General features: G+C 62.9%; 13 protein-coding genes. 9 read left to right on the top strand and 4 right to left on the bottom strand.

The genetic code is table 11. From position 1 onward, the window contains the following. The first annotated feature begins 45 nt into the window (after positions 1-45). From JKL48_RS03455 to JKL48_RS03435, 5 genes are all read left to right on the top strand, one after another. On the top strand, positions 46-447 hold the full coding sequence (locus JKL48_RS03455; protein WP_201978421.1) for a hypothetical protein: 402 nt from the start codon (positions 46-48) through the stop codon (positions 445-447). A gap of 162 nt (positions 448-609) precedes the next feature. Continuing rightward, the gene (locus tag JKL48_RS03450; RefSeq protein WP_201978417.1) at positions 610-1,371 is read left to right on the top strand and encodes a slipin family protein; all 762 of its coding nucleotides are present in this window, start codon (positions 610-612) and stop codon (positions 1,369-1,371) included. Positions 1,372-1,888: 517 nt separating this feature from the next. After that, complete coding sequence (locus JKL48_RS03445) at positions 1,889-3,610, top strand: T9SS type A sorting domain-containing protein (protein ID WP_201978413.1); 1,722 nt, start codon at positions 1,889-1,891, stop codon at positions 3,608-3,610. Positions 3,611-3,851: 241 nt separating this feature from the next. Further along, positions 3,852-5,354: an SDR family oxidoreductase gene (locus tag JKL48_RS03440; protein WP_201978411.1), complete on the top strand. Its 1,503-nt coding sequence runs from the start codon at positions 3,852-3,854 to the stop codon at positions 5,352-5,354. Between the two features lie 183 nt (positions 5,355-5,537). Continuing rightward, on the top strand, positions 5,538-7,433 hold the full coding sequence (locus JKL48_RS03435; RefSeq protein WP_201978407.1) for a prolipoprotein diacylglyceryl transferase family protein: 1,896 nt from the start codon (positions 5,538-5,540) through the stop codon (positions 7,431-7,433). Positions 7,434-7,441: 8 nt separating this feature from the next. Here the strand turns inward: JKL48_RS03435 and JKL48_RS03430 are convergent, their stop codons facing one another. Further along, positions 7,442-10,027, bottom strand: a complete 2,586-nt coding sequence (locus JKL48_RS03430; RefSeq protein ID WP_201978405.1) for a type IA DNA topoisomerase — start codon at positions 10,025-10,027, stop codon at positions 7,442-7,444. A gap of 347 nt (positions 10,028-10,374) precedes the next feature. Between JKL48_RS03430 and JKL48_RS03425 the strand changes: the two genes are divergently transcribed. Beyond that, positions 10,375-10,794 (top strand): secondary thiamine-phosphate synthase enzyme YjbQ, encoded by a 420-nt coding sequence (locus tag JKL48_RS03425; protein WP_201978861.1) that lies wholly within the window; start codon positions 10,375-10,377, stop codon positions 10,792-10,794. Positions 10,795-10,981: 187 nt separating this feature from the next. Here JKL48_RS03425 and JKL48_RS03420 read toward each other — a convergent pair whose 3' ends face one another. Both JKL48_RS03420 and JKL48_RS03415 read right to left on the bottom strand, forming a co-directional pair. Beyond that, positions 10,982-11,701 carry a GAF domain-containing protein gene (locus JKL48_RS03420; protein ID WP_201978401.1) on the bottom strand — a complete coding sequence of 240 codons (720 nt, stop codon included), beginning with the start codon at positions 11,699-11,701 and terminating at the stop codon, positions 10,982-10,984. Positions 11,702-11,850: 149 nt separating this feature from the next. Beyond that, positions 11,851-12,489 (bottom strand): HD domain-containing protein, encoded by a 639-nt coding sequence (locus JKL48_RS03415; protein ID WP_201978398.1) that lies wholly within the window; start codon positions 12,487-12,489, stop codon positions 11,851-11,853. Between the two features lie 261 nt (positions 12,490-12,750). Between JKL48_RS03415 and JKL48_RS03410 the strand changes: the two genes are divergently transcribed. After that, positions 12,751-13,470: a hypothetical protein gene (locus JKL48_RS03410; protein WP_201978396.1), complete on the top strand. Its 720-nt coding sequence runs from the start codon at positions 12,751-12,753 to the stop codon at positions 13,468-13,470. A gap of 288 nt (positions 13,471-13,758) precedes the next feature. Here the strand turns inward: JKL48_RS03410 and JKL48_RS03405 are convergent, their stop codons facing one another. Further along, entirely contained in the window at positions 13,759-14,463 is a 705-nt protein-coding gene (locus tag JKL48_RS03405; protein ID WP_201978394.1) for a hypothetical protein, read from the bottom strand. Between the two features lie 461 nt (positions 14,464-14,924). Here JKL48_RS03405 and JKL48_RS03400 point away from each other — a divergent pair, with 461 nt between their 5' ends. Together JKL48_RS03400 and JKL48_RS03395 are read left to right on the top strand one after the other, a co-directional pair. Continuing rightward, a complete protein-coding gene (locus JKL48_RS03400; RefSeq protein WP_201978393.1) occupies positions 14,925-17,567 on the top strand; it encodes a thiol protease/hemagglutinin PrtT in 2,643 nt (880 codons plus the stop codon). Further along, positions 17,564-18,079: a hypothetical protein gene (locus JKL48_RS03395; RefSeq protein ID WP_201978392.1), complete on the top strand. Its 516-nt coding sequence runs from the start codon at positions 17,564-17,566 to the stop codon at positions 18,077-18,079. Before JKL48_RS03400 ends, JKL48_RS03395 begins: the two co-directional genes overlap by 4 nt. The last annotated feature ends 83 nt before the right edge of the window (positions 18,080-18,162 follow it).

Here is an 18,162-nt window from a genome sequence, read left to right as displayed (position 1 = left end):
CGTTATTGACATTCGCAGGTCAGGCAAAAAACTAATCTTCTGACTATGCGCATTTTACATGTCTCCGCATTAATTTCCCTGCTGCTAGTTGCCGGCTGCAAGAAATCGACTCCTGCTTCTCCTGCTGTTTCGAACCTGGATGGCACCTACACTGGCACTTTTCAGCGACAGACCAGTGGTAGCAGCCCTATTTCTCAGGTGAGCTTGGTTTTTTCAGGAGGCGAATGGAGTGGAACCAGTCAGACACCCAAATACCCCGGGCTGTGCAAAGGCACTTATACAGTGATTGGCAAAAAGATAACCTTCACGAATACTTGCATTTGGACGGCAGACTTTGACTGGACGCTTATACTGAGTGGCGACTATGAATTCACTGCAACGGGCAATGCATTGGAAATCACCAAGCCAGGCCCATCGTATACGGACATTTATCGGCTAAGCAAATGATGACCATCACGCACCCCAACCTTAACTCGGCGCGAAGGCATAACGGTTAAAGCGGTATTATCTCGATATTGAGCGGCTCGGTGTTGTTATCTCCAGCGGATGTAATGCTTCGGTACTTGCAGCGATACAACCACCGAGTTTCACTTACATTCTTTCTTGCTCATGTCAACGCTCTTCATCATCCTGCTCGTCGTTTTACTCCTACTTTCCGGCCTGCGTATTGCGCAGGAATACGAGCGGGCCATTGTGTTTCGGCTGGGCCGGTTTGTGGGCGGACGCGGACCGGGGCTGTACTGGATTATTCCGTTTCTGGAGCGCCAGCAAACCATTGACATTCGGACCAAAACGGTGGATTTGGAGCAGCAGGAAACCATCACCAAGGACAGCGTGACCATCAAGGTGAACGCCGTGCTGTGGTTTCGGGTGGTAAACCCGGCCGATGCCATCATCAAAGTGGCCAATTTCAACCAGGCCGTTTACCAGCTGTCGGTCACGGCGCTGCGCAACATCATCGGCCAGCACCAGCTCGATGAGGTGCTGCGCGAGCGCGCCGCCATCAACTCGGCGCTGATGCAGATTGTGGACGCGGCCACCGAGGCCTGGGGCGTGAAAATTGAGCTGGTCGAAATCAAGGACGTGGAAATTCCGGAATCCATGCAGCGGGCCATGGCACGCGAGGCGGAGGCCATCCGCGAGAAGCGCGCCCGCATCATCAAGGCCGAGGCGGAGTTGGAAGCCAGCATCAAGCTCACGCAGGGCGCCAAGCAAATGGAGGAAAGCCCCATTGCCCTGGAGCTGCGCCGCATGCAGATGCTCTCGGAAATCGGCATCGACAACAACACGACGACGGTGGTGCTCATCCCGTCGGAATTTACCAACGCGGCCAAGAGTTTCACGCAAATGGTGAGCCAGCCGGAAAAATAACGGCTGCCCAGGCCAAGCCCCAGCCGCCCCGCGTCCAGCCGCGGAGCGGCTTTTTTGTGTTCCCCGGTCCGACCGCTGGAGGCCCGGACTTCCTAAACAGTCATGCAGCAGTAACCGGATAAAATACCCCGTCATGCTGCGCTTGCCGAAGCATCTCTATCGCAGCAGTAAAATAGGGCAGTTTTGGTATCAGTGTACATTCCGAAGCAACGGCAGTAGTAGCGCGAACGGTGTAGTTCGCGTACCCCGCGCCGGTAACCCGTGCCGTGAAGAAAGGGCAAACGGCGCGGCGACGCGAACTACACCGTTCGCGCTACGATACAATGACCCCGAAACTGCTCTAGTTGCGCGGTAGAGATGCTTCGGCAAGCGCAGCATGACACCCTTTTTGGATACGGTACTGCTGCATGAACGCTTAAATAGCTGCGGCAGTAAGGGTCGTTGGACAAACCGTTATTTTCAACGACATTCACGTTTCGGCAATTTTTTATCTGGCTTCAGTCCAACCCGTTTTTCTATGAAAAGAACCTTACTCCTGCTGCTGGCAACGGCCTTGACTTCGGCTTCGGCCCAGGCCCAGTGGAACGCCAACCCTGCCCAGAACCTGGCCGTACGCGACGTGGCCGGCACTGGCGAAGTAACCCCACGCATCTCGCCCGCTCTGAACGGTGGCACCTGGGTTTCCTGGTTTGAAACCGTGCCCGGCACCAACTACCAAATGCGCCTGCAATTGCTGGACGTGAACGGCCGGCCCCAGCTGGGCACCGCCGGGCTGCTGGTGAGCAACCAGCCCCAGGGCACTGCCCTTTTCGGTTATGACCTCAAAACCGATAACCTGGGCAATGCCATATTAGCATTCCAGGACACCCGCACGGGCGCCAATCAGTGCGTGGTCTACAAGGTTTCGCCCACCGGGCAGCAGCTTTGGGGCGCCAATGGCATCGCGCTGCTCGATGCAGCAGCCACCTCGGGCCTCGGGCCGGTCATCGGCGTCACCACGGGCAACAATGTGATAATTGGCTGGATAGCAGGCGGCACGGCCAACACCGTGCACAGCACCAAGTTTGTGCCGCTGCAAAAGCTGTCGGCCGCGGGCGTAGCCCTGTGGACCACGGCCGTCGACATTCAGGACCCCGTGAAGCGCTACAGCCGGCCCAGTTTTGTGGCCGTGCCCGGCAGCGAGGATGTGGTGGTGCAGTACGTGGAGGAAACCGGTTCCGGCCTGGGCGTTTCGACGGTGTATGCGCAGCGCTACAATGCCAGCGGTGCGCCCGTATGGGCCGCCCCGGTGCGGGTGAGCGACAAAACCATTGGCTTTGCGGAAATCCCGGTGCTGGTGCCGGACGGCAACGGCGGCTTCTACGTGCTGTTGGCCTCTGGCAACCCCGCCAGTGCGGCGCTGGGCGACATGTATGCCCAACGCGTGCTGGCCGATGGCAGCCTGCCCTGGGGCACCTCGGGTACCGAACTGCTGACGGGCACGGGCACGGCGCGCATTGGCGGCGCACTGCAATACGTGGCGGCCCGCAACGAAGTGTGGACGGTAGTGAACGAGTTGAGCAGCACCCAAAGCACCTCCGGCTTCACCATGCAGCGGCTAAACCCGGCCACCGGCGTGGCCATGCTGGGCACCAGCGGCATACCCGTGCTGGGCGTGAGTGCTAATTATTATTCGGCCCAAACCCTGCGCGACACCGGCACGGGCCTTATCATCACCTACACCGAAAACCTCAATGCCAGCGGAAGCAACCGCGCCCTGTGGGCCACCAAGGTCAATTACCTGGCCCAGCCGGCCTTTCCCGTGGCTACGCCCAACATTCTGCTCAGCAGCGTGAATAGCGCGAAGCAAAAATATGCCACCTTGCCCTTCAGCAACAACCAGCTGGTGAACGTGTGGCAGGACAGCCGCACCGACGATGGCATCTACGCCCAAACCATCAGCGACAACGGAACCCTGGGCGTGCTGACGGCCGCCCGCAGCGCCGTGGCCGCGCAGCCGCTGGAAATCAGTCCCAACCCCGGCGCTGCTCCGGAATTGCACCTCACCCTTCCCAAAGCCCAAACCCTAAGCGTGCAAGTGCGCGACCTGGCCGGCCGGCGGGTGTGGCAGTCGGAAATAGCTGTGCCGGCTGGCGTCAGCACCTTACCGTTCGCGGCATCAGCCTTAGCGTCGGGCGTCTACCTGGTCGAAACGGTGGTGGATGGCCAGCCCTGGCGCGGCCGTTGGGTGAAGCCGTAGTGACCTAAGAAGCGGTTTGAGTTAGCGAGGGATACCAGCGGACTGGTGTAGCGACGCATCCTTGCGTCTCATCGTTGGCCGATTTTGTTCAACGACAAGACGCAAGGATGCGTCGCTACACGGTTCGGGCGACTAAAAAAATAGCTCAAACAGTCTCTAAGCCGCAGGCAAACAACTGCTCGGCTCCCCCGTAGGAGTTTTGGGGCCAGGCACCTGCCTGGCCCTTCTGATTTCATTCCGCATGAAAATTCTCCTCACCGGTGCCACCGGCTACATTGGCCAGCGCCTGCTGCCCCTGCTGGCCGGGGCCGGCCACGAGGTGGTGTGCCTGGTGCGCGACCCCCGCCGCTTCTCGCTGCCCGAAACCCTGCCAGAAGCCCTGGTCGCGCGGATTAGCGTGGTGCAGGGCGACTTGCTCCGGCCCGAAACCCTGGCCGAAGCGCCCACCGACATCGACGCGGCCTACTACCTGGTGCACTCGATGAGCGGCGGCAACGACAACTTTTTTCAGCAGGAGCAGCAGTCGGCCCGCAACTTCACGGCCTACCTGGACACCACGGCGGCCCGCCAGGTCATCTACCTCTCCGGCATTGCCAACGACCACGGCCTGAGCGTGCACCTTCGTTCCCGCTTTGCCGTGGAAAGCGTGCTGGGCCAGGCCCAACGCGCCAAGCTCACCGTGCTGCGCGCCAGCATTATCATCGGCTCGGGCTCGGCGTCGTTTGAGATTATTCGGGATTTGGTGGAGAAGCTGCCCGTGATGGTGACGCCGCGCTGGCTGAACTCGCGCTGCCAGCCCATTGGCATCCGCGACATCATGTTTTACCTCACGCAGGTGCTCGATAACCCGGCCTGCTTCGGCCAGGCCTTCGACGTGGGCGGGCCCGATGTGCTGACGTACCGCGAAATGCTGCTGGGCCTGGCCGCCGAGCGCGGCTATCGGCGGTGGATTGTGACGGTGCCCGTGCTCACGCCGCGGCTCTCGTCGTGGTGGCTGTACCTGGTCACGAGCACCACGTTTTCATTGGCCCAAAGCCTGGTCGAGAGCCTGAAAAACGATACCGTCTGCGACCCGGCTCGCAGCATCAGCGCCGTCATTCCGCACGAGTGCATGAGCTACCGCGCCGCGCTGGCCCTGGCCTTTCAGCGCATTGAGCAAAACGAGGTGGTGAGCAGCTGGAGCGACGCCATCAGCTCGGGCACCATGCGCCAGAACTACATGGACGCCATCCAGATTCCCAAAAACGGCATGTTCTTCGACCGCCAGTTCGTGCCCTTCCGGCGGCCGGTGGCGGAGGTGCTGGACAACATCTGGCGCATCGGCGGCGACCGGGGCTGGTACAAAACTGACTGGCTCTGGCAGTTGCGCGGCCTGATGGACAAGGCCGTGGGCGGGCCCGGCCTGCGCCGCGGCCGCCGCTCGCCCAGCCGCCTGCGGGCCGGCGACCCGCTCGACTTCTGGCGCGTGCTGGTGGCCGACAAACCCGGCCGCCGCCTGCTGCTCTACGCCGAAATGAAGCTGCCCGGCGAGGCCTGGCTGCAGTTCCGCATCGTGGACCAGGACGACGGCAGCCACGCCCTAGAGCAGCTGGCCGCCTACCGCCCCCGCGGCCTGGCCGGGCGCCTGTATTGGTATTCGGTGCTGCCCTTTCACGGCATCATTTTCAAGGGCATGGCCCGGAACATTGTGCGGTACGGGGAGCAGCCTAGCGAAGCCAAACGGCAGCCTGCGCTGGCGCACTAAAGGCCCATTATGCTTTATTGTAATGCCTGATTATTTCAACGATTACCACTTATGGTCAGAAGGTTATAGCCGTGCCGTAGCAGATAGCGAAGTCTAAAAACTGTGAAAGTTGTTTTGGAGCCCGCTTGCGCAGCCGCGTAAGTTTAGACTTCCCTTTCCTGGCCCGACTAGCTACCCTACGCTATGACCCTACCCGATACTCACGGCCACGATTTCTACACGCCCTTCTACCTGCTGGCCACCCTCACCAACGTGGCCTTGCTGCTGTGGGAAGGCTGGCGGCGCGGCTTCCCCCTACGGCCCTGGCTGACGCTGGTGGCGGCCAGCAGCTTGGCGCTCATCTTGGGCTCCAAGCTCATCACGCACCCCGTGGGCGAGTGGAACGCCCTGCTGTGCAGTGATGCGCCAGCCGACTCGGCCCGCTCCATTCTGGGCGGCAGCCTGGCGGCCGTGCTCTCGGTGCTGGCGCTGCGGCGCTGGCTGGGGCTGCCCTGGGCGGTGCTGGATGCGCTGGCCCTGCCGCTGTGCGCGGCGCTGGTGGTGCAGTGCGTGGGTTGCGTGCTCACGGGCTGCTGCTTCGGGCTGCCCACCACGGGCGCCTGGGGCCTCACCTATGCAGCAGGCACCCATCCGTGGGCGATGCAGGTGCAGGCCGGGCTGCTGCCCGCCACGGCCGCCCATAGCTTGCCGGTGGCGCCCACGCAGGTGCTGGCCATGCTGCTGTGCGCCGCCGTGGCCGGGGTGCTGCTGGCCACCCGCCACAAGCGCTGGCCGGTGGGCGCGTGGCTGCTGCTGCAAACGGGACTGTTGCTGCTCGGGCGCTTCGCCCAGGCCTTTTGGCGCGACCCGGCCAGCGAGCCGGTGGCGGGCAACGTATTCATCTGGCTGGGCACCCGTTGGCTCGGCCTGCAGCTGTGGTTGCTGCCACTGGGCCTGCTGGCAATGGGTGTCTGGGTGTGGCGGGTGGGTCGGGTCGACTCGCCAGCCCTTAGCCAACCCCATGACGCCCCTTTGGTGCCGGCCAGCCGCTATTTGCTGGTGATGGTGGGGATGCTGGGCCTCACGGCAGGCTTGTCGGCCACGGCCCTGACGCCCCCCGAAACGGTGGCCGTGAAAGGCTTGCTGTTGGCGGTGCTGGCGCTGGAGGCGGGCCACCTGCTCGCGGCGGGCTCAACCCGAGTGGTCGGAGAATCGACTAGCTGGTCGTTAAATTTTTTGAGTTCTGTTACGCTGCCGCGCCTGTTGCCGGTGAGCCTGGCGGCCGCTGTATTCGTGCTCACCAGCCAGGGACCAGCTCCGGCCGACAGCACCGTGGCCGGGCGCCTGACCCTTAGCCTCGATGCTCAGCAGTCGTCCTACACCGACATCGTAGGCACTTCCGGTTGCGGTACTTCCACGGATGTGACGGAGTATGAACACCGCGCCCGCGTGGCGGGTGGTGAGGCGCGCTACGACTTAGCACATGCCGGCCCAGGACCCACTGTAAGTGTGGGCGTGGGCGCCTGGGCCGGCAAAGACGAACTAGCCATCACCCAGGTCAATAGGTATGTGCCTACCGGGTTGGGACAGTTGCCAAGCACCTCCTTTCCGCTGTATGCCATCAGCCCCTTTGCAGAAGTAAACTTTGCGAAGCCGCACCGTTTCGGTGGAGGCCTCCGCCTGGGGTTGAACATGGGCAAACTGGGCTATCGGCTGCCTACTTACTACGACACCACCCTGACAACGCTGCGCGTAGGGCCGCAATTTGCCTGGTGGCTGGGCTGGCGCGAAAAGGTGTACTGGCAATCGGACCTGGGACTGGGCAGCAATTGCCTGGGGCATTACCTTGCCCGAGCTGGAATAGGTTCGGGCCTGGGCCGCCGCACCGGCCGCTTTGTGCTGGCGGGCATCGCAATGCCCGTTGGAATCGGGACCAGCATCGGAAACAACCAAACCGAACTGCCCGGCCCCATGGGCTTCGTAAGCGCGCAGGTGCCACTGCCCCATACAGCCATCAGCTTTGAACCAAGCCTGCTTTCCGATTTCAAAAGCAACTACCAAGTCAATCTGCGGGTGAATTGGCAAGTTGGTGGTCGTTAAGTAAAAACCTACCCGAACACTGGCACCACGCGCCCCTCCTCCACTTTTAGCGCGGCGTCGTACTTCTTGCCGGTTTTGGCGGAGATGAAGCCTTTGATGACGCTCGTTTCGCCCTTGCGCAGCAACTGCTTGAGCTGCGTTTCGGTGAGGGTTTTGCCGCCCCACTCGAAGGCCACGCGGAACTGGCAGTCTTCGCGGAAGCGCGAGCAGCCGTAGGCGGCCTTGCCCTTGAGCATGGTGCCCAACTGGCACACCGGGCACGGAATCTGGCCCGAGTCGGGCGAGGCGCCGGGCTTGCTTTCGGCCACTTGCAGCAGGGTAGGCTGAAAAGCTGTGTCGAGGCCAATGGCGGCGTCGAACTTCTGGCCGTCGGCCCCCACGAAGCCCTTCATCACGGGTGTGCGACCTTTGGCGAGCAGGACTTTTACTTGCGGGTCGCTCAGCTTTTTGCCGTGCACTTCGGCCGGCAGGCGGAAGCTGCAACCCTCGCGGAAACGCACGCAGCCGAAGGCCGTTTTGCCGCGCACGATGTGGCCGGTTTTGCAGGCCGGGCAGTAGCCGAGACCGTTGGCGCCGGGCAGGGTGGCCGGCCCGCCGGGCTTGGTGGGGCGGCCGCCGGTCATGCCAGCGGGCACCTTGCTTCCTCCTGCCGCGGCCGAATTCTGTTCCTGCTGCACGGCCAGCTCGGCGCTGCCGGACGTGACCATGCGGCCGCGGCCGTCGTTCTTCACTTCGGCCACCATCTCCTTCACCAGGCCCGACAGCTCGCCCAGGAAGCCTTCCGACGACAGCTCGCCGCGCTCAATCTGGCGCAGCTTGTGCTCCCACTGACCGGTGAGCTCCGCCGATTTCAGGGTGGGGTTGCGAATCAGGCCAATGAGCTCGACGCCGGTGGGCGTGGGCACAATGCGCTTTTTCTCGCGCCGGATGTAGTTGCGCTTGAACAGCGTTTCGATGATGGCGGCGCGGGTGCTGGGGCGGCCGATGCCGTTTTCCTTCATGGCCTGGCGCAGCTCCTCGTCGTCGATGTTGCGGCCGGCCGTTTCCATGCCGCGCAGCAGCGTGGCCTCGGTGTAATCCTTGGGCGGCTGGGTCATCTTGCTTTCCAGGCGCGGGTCGTGGGGGCCGCTTTCGCCCTTCACGAAGTTGGGCAGGACGGTGGCCACGGCATCGTCGTCGTTGTCAGTTGTTAGTTGTCCGTTGTTAGGGGCAGCGGGCTTAGGGGCGGCCTGCTGGGTGGGGTCGCCGTACACCACGCGCCAGCCGGGGTTCAGGATTTGGCGGCCGCGCACGCGGAAGGGACGCTCAGCCGCTTCGGCCAGCACGGTGGTGTTGCTCACCTCGCAATCGGGGTAGAAGGCAGCGATGAAGCGGCGCGTGATGATGTCGTACACGCTGGTTTCCATGCCGCCGCCGGGGCCGGCCGCGCCGGTCGGGATGATGGCGTGGTGGTCGGTGACTTTGTTGTTGTTAAAGACCTTGGGCGTCTTCGGAATCTTAGCGGCCAGCAGCGGCTTGGTTAGCGCATCGTAGCCATTGATGCCGCGCAGGATGCCCGGGATTTTGGCGTACTGGTCGTCGGGCAGAAACGTGGTGTCGACGCGCGGGTAGCTCACGGCCTTTTTTTCGTACAAGACCTGCACGATTTTCAGCGTGTCCTCGGCCGAGAGGCCCAGCTGGTTGTTGCACTGCACCTGCAGCGAGGTCAAATCGAACAGGCGCGGCGGCGATTCGCGGCCTTTCTTAATCTCCACGTCGGTCACGCGCAGGGGCGCGGGCCGCACGGCTTCGAGGGCTTCCTTAGCTTCTTCCTCGGTCACGAAGTAACCCAGGGCGCGCAGGCGGCTCCTGGTGTCGGGCGCGGCGTCGGCGTCTTTGGCTTTGTCGGGCGCGGCCATGTGGCTGAACAGCGTGCCCCGGTATTCGGTCTTCAACACCCAGTACGGCTCGGGCCGGAAGTTCTGGATTTCGTGCCAGCGCTCCACCAGCAGGGCCAGTGTGGGCGTTTGCACCCGGCCGATGCTCAGGAGCTGCTTGTCCTGGTAGGTGGTGTACTTCAGGGTGAAGAGGCGCGTAGCATTCAGGCCCAGCAGCCAGTCGCCCACGGCGCGGCTCTTGCCGGCCTGGTAAAGGCTGTCGAATTCCTTGGCCTCGCGCAGGTTGGCGAAGCCTTGGCGGATGGCCTCTTCGGTCAGCGACGAAATCCAGAGGCGCTTAACCGGTTTGCGGCACTTGGCTTCCTGCAGCACCCAGCGCTGAATCACCTCTCCTTCCTGCCCGGCGTCGCCGCAGTTTATCACTTCCGTGGCCTCGTCCACCAGCTTTTTGATGGTGTGAAACTGCTTCACCACGCCCTCGTCGCGGCGCATGAGCTTGATGCCGAACTTGTCCGGAATCATGGGCAGGTTGTGCAGGCTCCAGCGCTTCCACTCGGGCTGGTAGTCGTCGGGCTCCTTGAGCTGGCAGAAATGGCCGAAAGTCCAGGTCACCTGGTAGCCGTTGCCTTCCATGTAGCCGTCCATGCGACGGGTGGCACCCAGCACGGTGGCAATTTCACGGGCCACGCTGGGCTTTTCGGCAATGCAAACTATCACGGAATTCTGGGCTGATTTTGGGGCTGCGCCGGTGGGTTTTCGGCGCAGGGAATCAACAAAGGTAACCGCGAAAAAGGTCGGTTCTAGCTAAACTGGCCGATGGCGCGGGCCTGTGGCCCGGGCCGGCTATTAGCGGGCCTCTGGTGCGTGGGTGCTCGTGCCGCCAGTGGGTCGTTCAACGCCATTAGCATATTGTTCAACGATTGCAGGCCTGGAGGCCTGCCAATAGTCGGCACGGGCCGCAGGCCCGCGCCATCAGGACCCGCGCCATCGGGACCCGCGCCATCGGGCGCTGCGACTTGCGGCGCGAAGCCGCGTATGTCTACCGTATTTTCCGCCTCCTTCCCATGATTTACCAAAAGCATTTCCACCTCCCGGCCATGCGCCGGGGCTTCCACCTCATCACCGACCTGGTGCTGCGCGAATTGCCCGAACTGCCCCAGGTGCGGGCCGGGCTGCTGCACGTGTTCATCCAGCACACTTCGGCCAGCCTGTGCCTCAATGAAAATGCCGACCCCACGGTGCGCCACGATTTCGAGCAGTTTTTCAATCGGGCCGCGCCCGAAAATGCCCCCTACTTCCGCCACAACTCCGAGGGCCCCGACGACATGCCCGCCCACCTGAAAGCCGCCCTGTTGGGCAGCAGCGTCAGCATTCCCGTCACCAATGGGCGGCTGGCCCTGGGCACCTGGCAGGGCATCTACCTAGGTGAGCACCGCGACCACGGCGGCCGGCGTACGCTGGTCATTACCCTGCTGGGCGAGTGAGTATTCGGGGGCCACTGGCTGGGCCAGCCAGGCCTTAGAAGCTGTTTGAGTTACTAAAAACGTCATGCTGAGCGCAGTCGAAGCATCTCTACCGCTTCGTTGAACCGTTCGAACGAAGCGGTAGAGATGCTTCGACTGCGCTCAGCATGACGTTTCAGAAGGATTTTCAGCTAACTCAAACAGCTTCTTAGCGCAGGGCGGCCTGCAGCTCGCGGTGCAGCGCCTGCGCCAGGTAGCTGGCTTCGTCGAGGCGGGAGGCGGTGTACCGGTCCTTATCGGCCGGGTCGGCGGCGGTGTCCCACTGCATCAGCTGGGCCAGAGTTTGGAGACGGGTGAGCGACTGCTGCACCAATTCTTCGAGACGGGCCTGGAGGACGGGCTCCTGCAGGACGGACGGGGCCGTGGCGGCTTGCAGCGCGAGCAGGTCCTGGGCCACGAAGGCTAGTTGGGTGAGTAGCTGGCTTTCGGCGGGGGTGAGGTGGCGGGGGCGCCGGTCGATGATGCAGAGGCTGCCCAGGGCCATGCCGTTGGGCGCGCGCAGGGCCTGGCCGGCGTAAAAGCCCAGGTTCATGTGCTGCGCCACGAACGGGTTGACGAGGGCACAAGGTTCGGCGGCAATGTCCTCGAACACGGTGAGGCCGTCGTTCAGAATGGCCACCGAGCACATGCTGTCTTCGCGGGCCACCACGTCGGCATCGAACAAGCCTTCGTTGCCGATGAATACCACGTCGCTTTCGCGCACCAACGACACCAGGGCAATGGGCACCTCCAGCAGCTTGGCCACCATGCTCACGAAGTTGTTGAAAACGCCCTGGCCGGGAGTGCCCAGCACTCGGTAGGGTTGCAGCGCCGCCAAGCGCTCGTGTTCGTAAGAAGGAATCAGCTCGGGGTACGAAGTAAGGCTCATGGAAGGGCGTGGGTGCAGGAGGCTAAAGCCGATGGAATCATCAAAAGTTTAACCAGCACTTTTTAAAGCTGCCCCGTACTGGCTGAACGGCGGATGAAATCCGGACCAATCTGCTAAAAACCCGGCCCAGCGCAGTCCAGGCGGCCAGGTTATAAGCCGCCCTGGTCCCAGGCGGCTATTTCGGCGGCCAGGTTGCGCCGGGCGGCGGCATCGAGTTCGGCGCGCATGGCCGGCGTCCGAAACAGGACCGGGGCGGCCAGCATCCGGGCCAGCACCTTGCGGCGGCCGGGCCGATAGAGTAGGTCGGGCACAAGGCGGTATTCCTGCCGAACGTGGCGGGCATAGGCCCAATAATCAGCCTCAGAGGCCCCAAGAATGCTCAAATCGGCATCCAGAAAAAGCAGCAGGTCGGCATCATCTGCCGGTTGGGGCTGGGTGTGGTCGGCGGTGCGCTCGATGAGGAAAGCCACGCGCTGCTGCCGGGCGGGCTCCAACGTGGAGTCTTTGAGAAACGCCAGGGCCTCGGCGGCGCTGCGGGCTTCGTTGTCATGCTTGAGGGCGTTGTACACGGCATCGTGAAACCAGACGGCCAGCTGCACCACGGTGGGGTCTTGCAGGTGGGCGGCCTCTACCCTATTCAGCAGGTTTTCGATGTGCTGCAGGGTGTGGTAGTGGCGCGTGGAGCTTTGGTAGGCAGCACTGAGGCGCTGGTATTCGGCCTCGCGCCGGGCGGCATCGGGCACGAGCGGGGTGGTGAGGCGGTGCCAGCGGGCGGGGAGGGTGTTCATAGCAACAAATAACGTAGAACGCGCCTTTTCGGCTGGCCCTGCTGGCGCGCGTCTGTGACATGGGCCAGCGAGGGAATTAAGCCACTCAGCATGCCAGGTGTAACGACTGATAAATAACACATAAGTCACTGAAATTAAATATATATCGACCAAAAGAGTTTATCTACAAAGTCTAATTGTCGGCAATTTTCGTTTGCGAAACGCTGCTATCGGCGGATACCTTTCGTTTCAGCAAGCACCTCTCAGCTTTTCCAGAAACGCATGGCAACTTTCCATTCCCTCAAGTATGTGTTCATTGGCTGTGTGCTGCTGGGCAGTTCGGCCTGCACGAAAGATGAACTGGAAGACAACGGCCTATCGAACGTAGACGGGGTACCGTACTATCATTTCACCGATAAGGACCGGCTGTGGCTGCAAGTGCACCAGGGCGATGAGTGGAGAATGGTGAACCAGCAGGGTTATCAGCGGGTATACCGGGCGGGGATTATCGAGGACATTAAGGGGGCCAGTCACTCGTATTCGGGCGGTATTCCGGGCTCTTCGAAGCTGCTCAATTACTACGACCAAGTGACCGTGCGGCTGAGCCGCACCGACAGCGCCAAAGGTGGAGCCGACTTGCGCTTCTACCGCGCCGCCGCGATGCTTACCAACCTGAGTTCCGGTGGTTATGCAACCAACGTCAGTCGGTTTTATGCCGAAGGCGAATGGTATGATTTTGCGGGCAATACCGACCTCATCAGCGACTACTACAGCTGCCGAGGCCTGAAATTCCCAAGCAACACCCAGTTGAACGGGCCGTTTCAGCAGCTTACCGTGCGAGGCCGGCAATATGGAGAAGTGGTAGCTTTCATAGCTTCAGACCGGGGGCCAACTTGCGCGCCGGTCTCGGCCTCGTTCATGCGGGAGCTTTACTATGACCGCCAGGCAGGACTGGTGCGCATGGTGAGCCTAGCTGGCGAAGTGTGGGAACGGATGCCGTAGCCCGGCCCGCGCCGGCATACCGGCCGGGGCCATCTCCCGGCGCTCCGGAACGACCATTTCCGTCCGGCAAAGCCTGTTCCGGAGCACCGGAACGCCCTTCGCGGCTTACCAAGCCAACTCCGGCGCTCCGGAACAGCTATTTCTGCACGGCGGAGCCCATTCCGGAGCTCCGGAACAACCAACTCCGCACGGAAATGAGCACTCCGGAGCTCCGGAGTGCTCATTTCTGCACCGAAAGGCCCGTTCCGGAGTTCCGGAACGGGCCTTTCGGTGCAGAATCAGCTGAATTTAGATTTCGGGGTTGGTGGGCGGGGGCAGTTTCACTTTTTTACCGCCGCCGGTATCGGCCTTGCTCAAATCAAAAAACGGGGCCACCTTCCCCGGCTTCTCGGCAAACTCTACCAGCAGGGTGCCGTAGGCCCGGAACAGGGCGGTGCAGGCGGCCTGGCGGCCGTCGTGCAGGTCGACGCGCTGGGTGCCGGCGGTTTTGGCCAGGCCATCGGCCCGTTGCAGGGCAGCGGTGAGGGCGGCCAGCACGGTGCGGCCTTCGGTGCGCACGGGCGAAGTGAAGACGGTGGGCCGGGCATCGAGGGCGTCGAGGAAGGCCGTGAAGGCATCTTCGACTTTGGCCTGGCTGCTTTTGGTGAGGCCCGAGCGGCCTTTGGGGAAGATGGCCAGCAGGTCGGGGCTGCCTTCGTCGTAGGTGGGGATGATGACCTTGCGCTCCGTCTTTTTCACGTAGGCCTTGAAGTCGGCCAGGGCCTGGGCCAGCGTGATGGTGCTGGCCTGGCCTTCGCCGGACAGCTGGCCGGCGTGGGTGGTGCGGTAGTCGGTGAGGGCCACTTCGAGGGGGTCGGCAAGGGCTTGATAACGGCTTTTGCCGTCTTTGAGGGCCTGCAGGGTGTAGGCGGCCATGTCGGCAAACTGGTCGCGGTTGAGGCGCAGGTTGGCGAAGAAATTCTCGAATCGGGCGGCGTATTTGGGCTGGGCCATGCGGTAGGTGTAGGGGTGGTGCGTGAAACGGGCCCGGCTCCCTGCCTAGCCCGGCCGGAAGGTAGCAGGAAGCGGTGGCTTTGCATGAGTTTGTTTGCACTGCTCCAGCGGGAGCGGGTGCTGAAGGCATTCCTCACCCCAGGGCAGCTGTGCTTGATTTCTCCACTCGGCCCAGGGGGTGCAGCGCGCCGGCCTCGGCAATGGCTTGGAGCCGGGGTCCGGCAATGGACTAGTAGACGCTGCCGCGATTTAGTCGACTTTTTGAGGTAACTGCTCGACTATGCATCGGCTGCCTTTGCACCGCACATCATCCCTGATTACATTCAATATAAACATCCGCTTTATTAAGAATAAAAGCAGTGCCTTTGGAAGTTGCCGAGGCCTTCCGGCAGGTGCCCGCCTGCTTCGAACGGCGGCGGCCTTTGCACTTCCATTTCATTGTTAGTAACCTGCTCCGGCCCATGAAAAAACTGTACTCACTGGCCCTGCTCCTGCTGTTGCTGCTGAGCCGCGCCGTCGCCAACCCCATCGACGAAGCTACCGCCCAGCGCGTCGGCCGGGCCTTTCTCACCACCCACACCGGGCACGGCCTGCCCGCCAGCGCGGCACTGGCGCTGGTTTACCGGGCCGAAATGGGCTCGATGGCCGCGCCCGGTGCCACCAAGCCGGCGCCGGCTTTCTACGTCTTCAGCACCGCCAGCCCCACGCCCGGCTTCGTGCTGGTGGCCGGCGATGACCAGGTGACGCCCGTGCTGGGCTACTCCGACCAGTCCGCTTTCGACCCCGCGCACCTGGCCCCGCAGGTGGCCAAGTGGCTCGAAGGCTACCGCGCCCAGGTGCGCCAGGTGGTGGAAACGCACACCGCCGCCACACCCGACATTCGGGGGGCCTGGCAGGAACTGTTGAGCGGCGCCACGGCCGCCGGCCGGCCCACCGGCACGGCCGCCGTGGCGCCGCTGGTGGCCACGCGCTGGAACCAGCAGCCTTATTACAACGACCTGTGCCCCTATGACAACGCCGGGGGCGGACGCTCCGTGACCGGTTGCGTGGCCACGGCCATGTGCCAGGTCATGAAATTCTGGAACTACCCCACCACCGGCGCGGGCTTCCACTCCTACAACACAACCAGCCTGGGCACGCTTTCGGCCAACTTCGGCACCACCACCTACCAGTGGACTTCGATGCCCAACTCTGTGACCTCGGCCAATACGGCCGTGGCCACCCTCATGTACCAGGTGGGCGTGAGCGTGAACATGGGCTACAGCGCCCATTCCAGCAACGCTTACGTGATTTCGGCCGCCAGCAACGGCCCCGACTGCGCCGAGTACGCCCTGAAAACCTACTTTGGCTACCGCACCACCATGCAGGGCCTGCAACGCGCCAACTACTCGGACACGCAATGGCTGAACATGATGAAGGCGGAGCTTGACGCCAGCCGGCCCATCGTGTACGCGGGCTTCGGCAGCGGCGGCGGCCACTGCTTCGTGGCCGATGGCTACGACAACAACAACTTTCTGCACTTCAACTGGGGCTGGGGCGGGGCCTATGACGGGTACTTTTCCATCAACGCCGTGAACCCGGCCGGACTGGGCACCGGCGGCGGCAGCGGCGGCTACAACAGCGGCCAGCAGGCCATCATCGGCATTCAGCCGCCGGCTGGCGGTGGGGGTGGCGGGGGCGGCGGTACGGCCGCGGCTGCCATGGGCCTGAACGCCGCCGTCACGCCCTCGGCCACCACCATCGGCTACGGCAATGCGTTTTCGGTGAGCACCAACCTGCTTAATACCAGCACGGCTGCGTTTGCGGGCGACTACTGCGCCGCCGTGTTCGACCTCAACAATGCGCTGGTGGACTACGTGGAAACCAAAACCGGTTTGACCCTGCCCGCTGGCTACACTTACACCAACAACCTCACGTTCAGCACCACGGGCTTGTTTAGCGTGCTGCCGGGCACCTACCGGGTGGGCGTGTTCTTTCGGCCTACCGGCGGCAACTGGATGCTGGTAGCCGACCGCAACGGCTTTACCAACCTGCCTCAAATCACGGTCATCAATAACAACACCATCCGGCTCAATTCGGCCATCACCACCACGCCCACCACCTTCACGCAGGGCCAGGCTGCTTCCGTCAACCTCAACATTCTGAACGCCAGCACCAGCACCTTCACCGGCCAGTACATGGTGGGGCTGTACAACCTGGATGGCACCTTCGTGCAAACCATCAATACTTACAACGAAACCACCGGCCTGCCGGCCAATTACACCTACCTCGCGCCCTACCTCACGCTGAGCACCACGGCCGTTACAGCCGCGCCGGGGACGTATCTGCTGGCGGTGCTGCACAAGCCCACCGGCTCCAGCACCTGGCAGCTCACGGGCACCGGCACCTTCCAAAACCCCACCCGCGTGACCGTGCAGGCCGCCGCCCTGGCCGCCGATTCTTACGAGCCGAACGATGCCGTGGCCTCGGCCCGGGCGCTGCCGGTCAGCTTCAGCGGCAACAGCGCCACCCGCAACACCGTGGGCTCGAACTGCCACCTCACCACCGACGTGGACTACTACCAGCTGAACCTGCCGGCCGGCAACAGCTACACCATCACGGCCCGCCTGCACGACTCCTACAACAGCGGCAACGGCCAGACCTACTCCCTCGACGCCCTCTTTTCCTACTCCACCGACGGCGGCAACACCTGGTCGACCACCTACGACGACGTGATGCCGAATAATATTTTCCTGGGCAATGGCGGCACGCTCTACATCAAAGTAGCGCCCTACTTCGCGGGCAATACCGGCACCTACCTGTTCGATATGGCCCTGAGCCGCGGGGCCGTGAGTGCCACCGCCCCCGCCACCCTGGCGGCCCAGGTGGGCATCTATCCGAACCCGGCGAAGGAAGTGGTAAACGTGGACCTGCACGCTCTGAGCACGCCCGTGGCCGCCGCGCGCCTGCTGAATATGACCGGGCAAGTAGTGTTCGAAACCACCCGTGTAAGTCCCGCCGCACCCTTGACCATTCCGGTGAGCAATCTGGCGGCCGGCCTGTATCTGGTGCAGCTCGATACCAAAGCCGGCCTCATCACCAAGAAAATTTCTGTGAACCCATGAGAGCAAGCACCTTGATTTTGCTGGCCGTAGCGGGCTGCACCGGCAGCCGGATGACGCACACGCCGGAGGCGGCCCGCACGGCAACAGCGCCGGCCGGCGGCACCGCGCCGGTAGCGGCCACAGCCCCCACCCTCCTCTACAAAACCAAAGCCGACTACCACGAGCTGGTGCCCGTGACGTTGAGCGACGACCGCCGCAGCATCGTGGCCTATCCGGCCCCGAGCGACGTGTCGGGGCACCTGCCGCAGCCCACGGCACTGGCCCAGGGCTACTGGCTCGACAACCGGGGTATTGGCCCCAACGTGGCCTTCCTCAAGCTCACCTACGCCGACTACGCGCAGCTGACCACCGCCCCGTCGCTGGCCGATATGGAAACCATGATTATCGACCGCGACCCGCTTACGGCCCTCTGCGACTGCGGCCCGCGCTCCACCTACCCCAACCCCGCCGCCGACCTGAATGCGCTGATTACCGCCGGCCGGTTACCCAGCCGCTGCAAGGTGCTGAAGTAGTTGTAAGCTAGTCGTTCTGGCGGGGCGCCTCACCCCCCGGCCCCCTCTCCGAAAAGGAGAGGGGGTGCCAGTCGTCCACTACA

It is taken from the genome of Hymenobacter rubidus, from assembly GCF_016734815.1.
In the GTDB taxonomy this organism is placed as follows: Bacteria; Bacteroidota; Bacteroidia; order Cytophagales; family Hymenobacteraceae; genus Hymenobacter; species Hymenobacter rubidus.
Note: the sequence above shows the minus strand (reverse complement) of the source record. Positions and strands in the feature narration are given on the sequence as shown.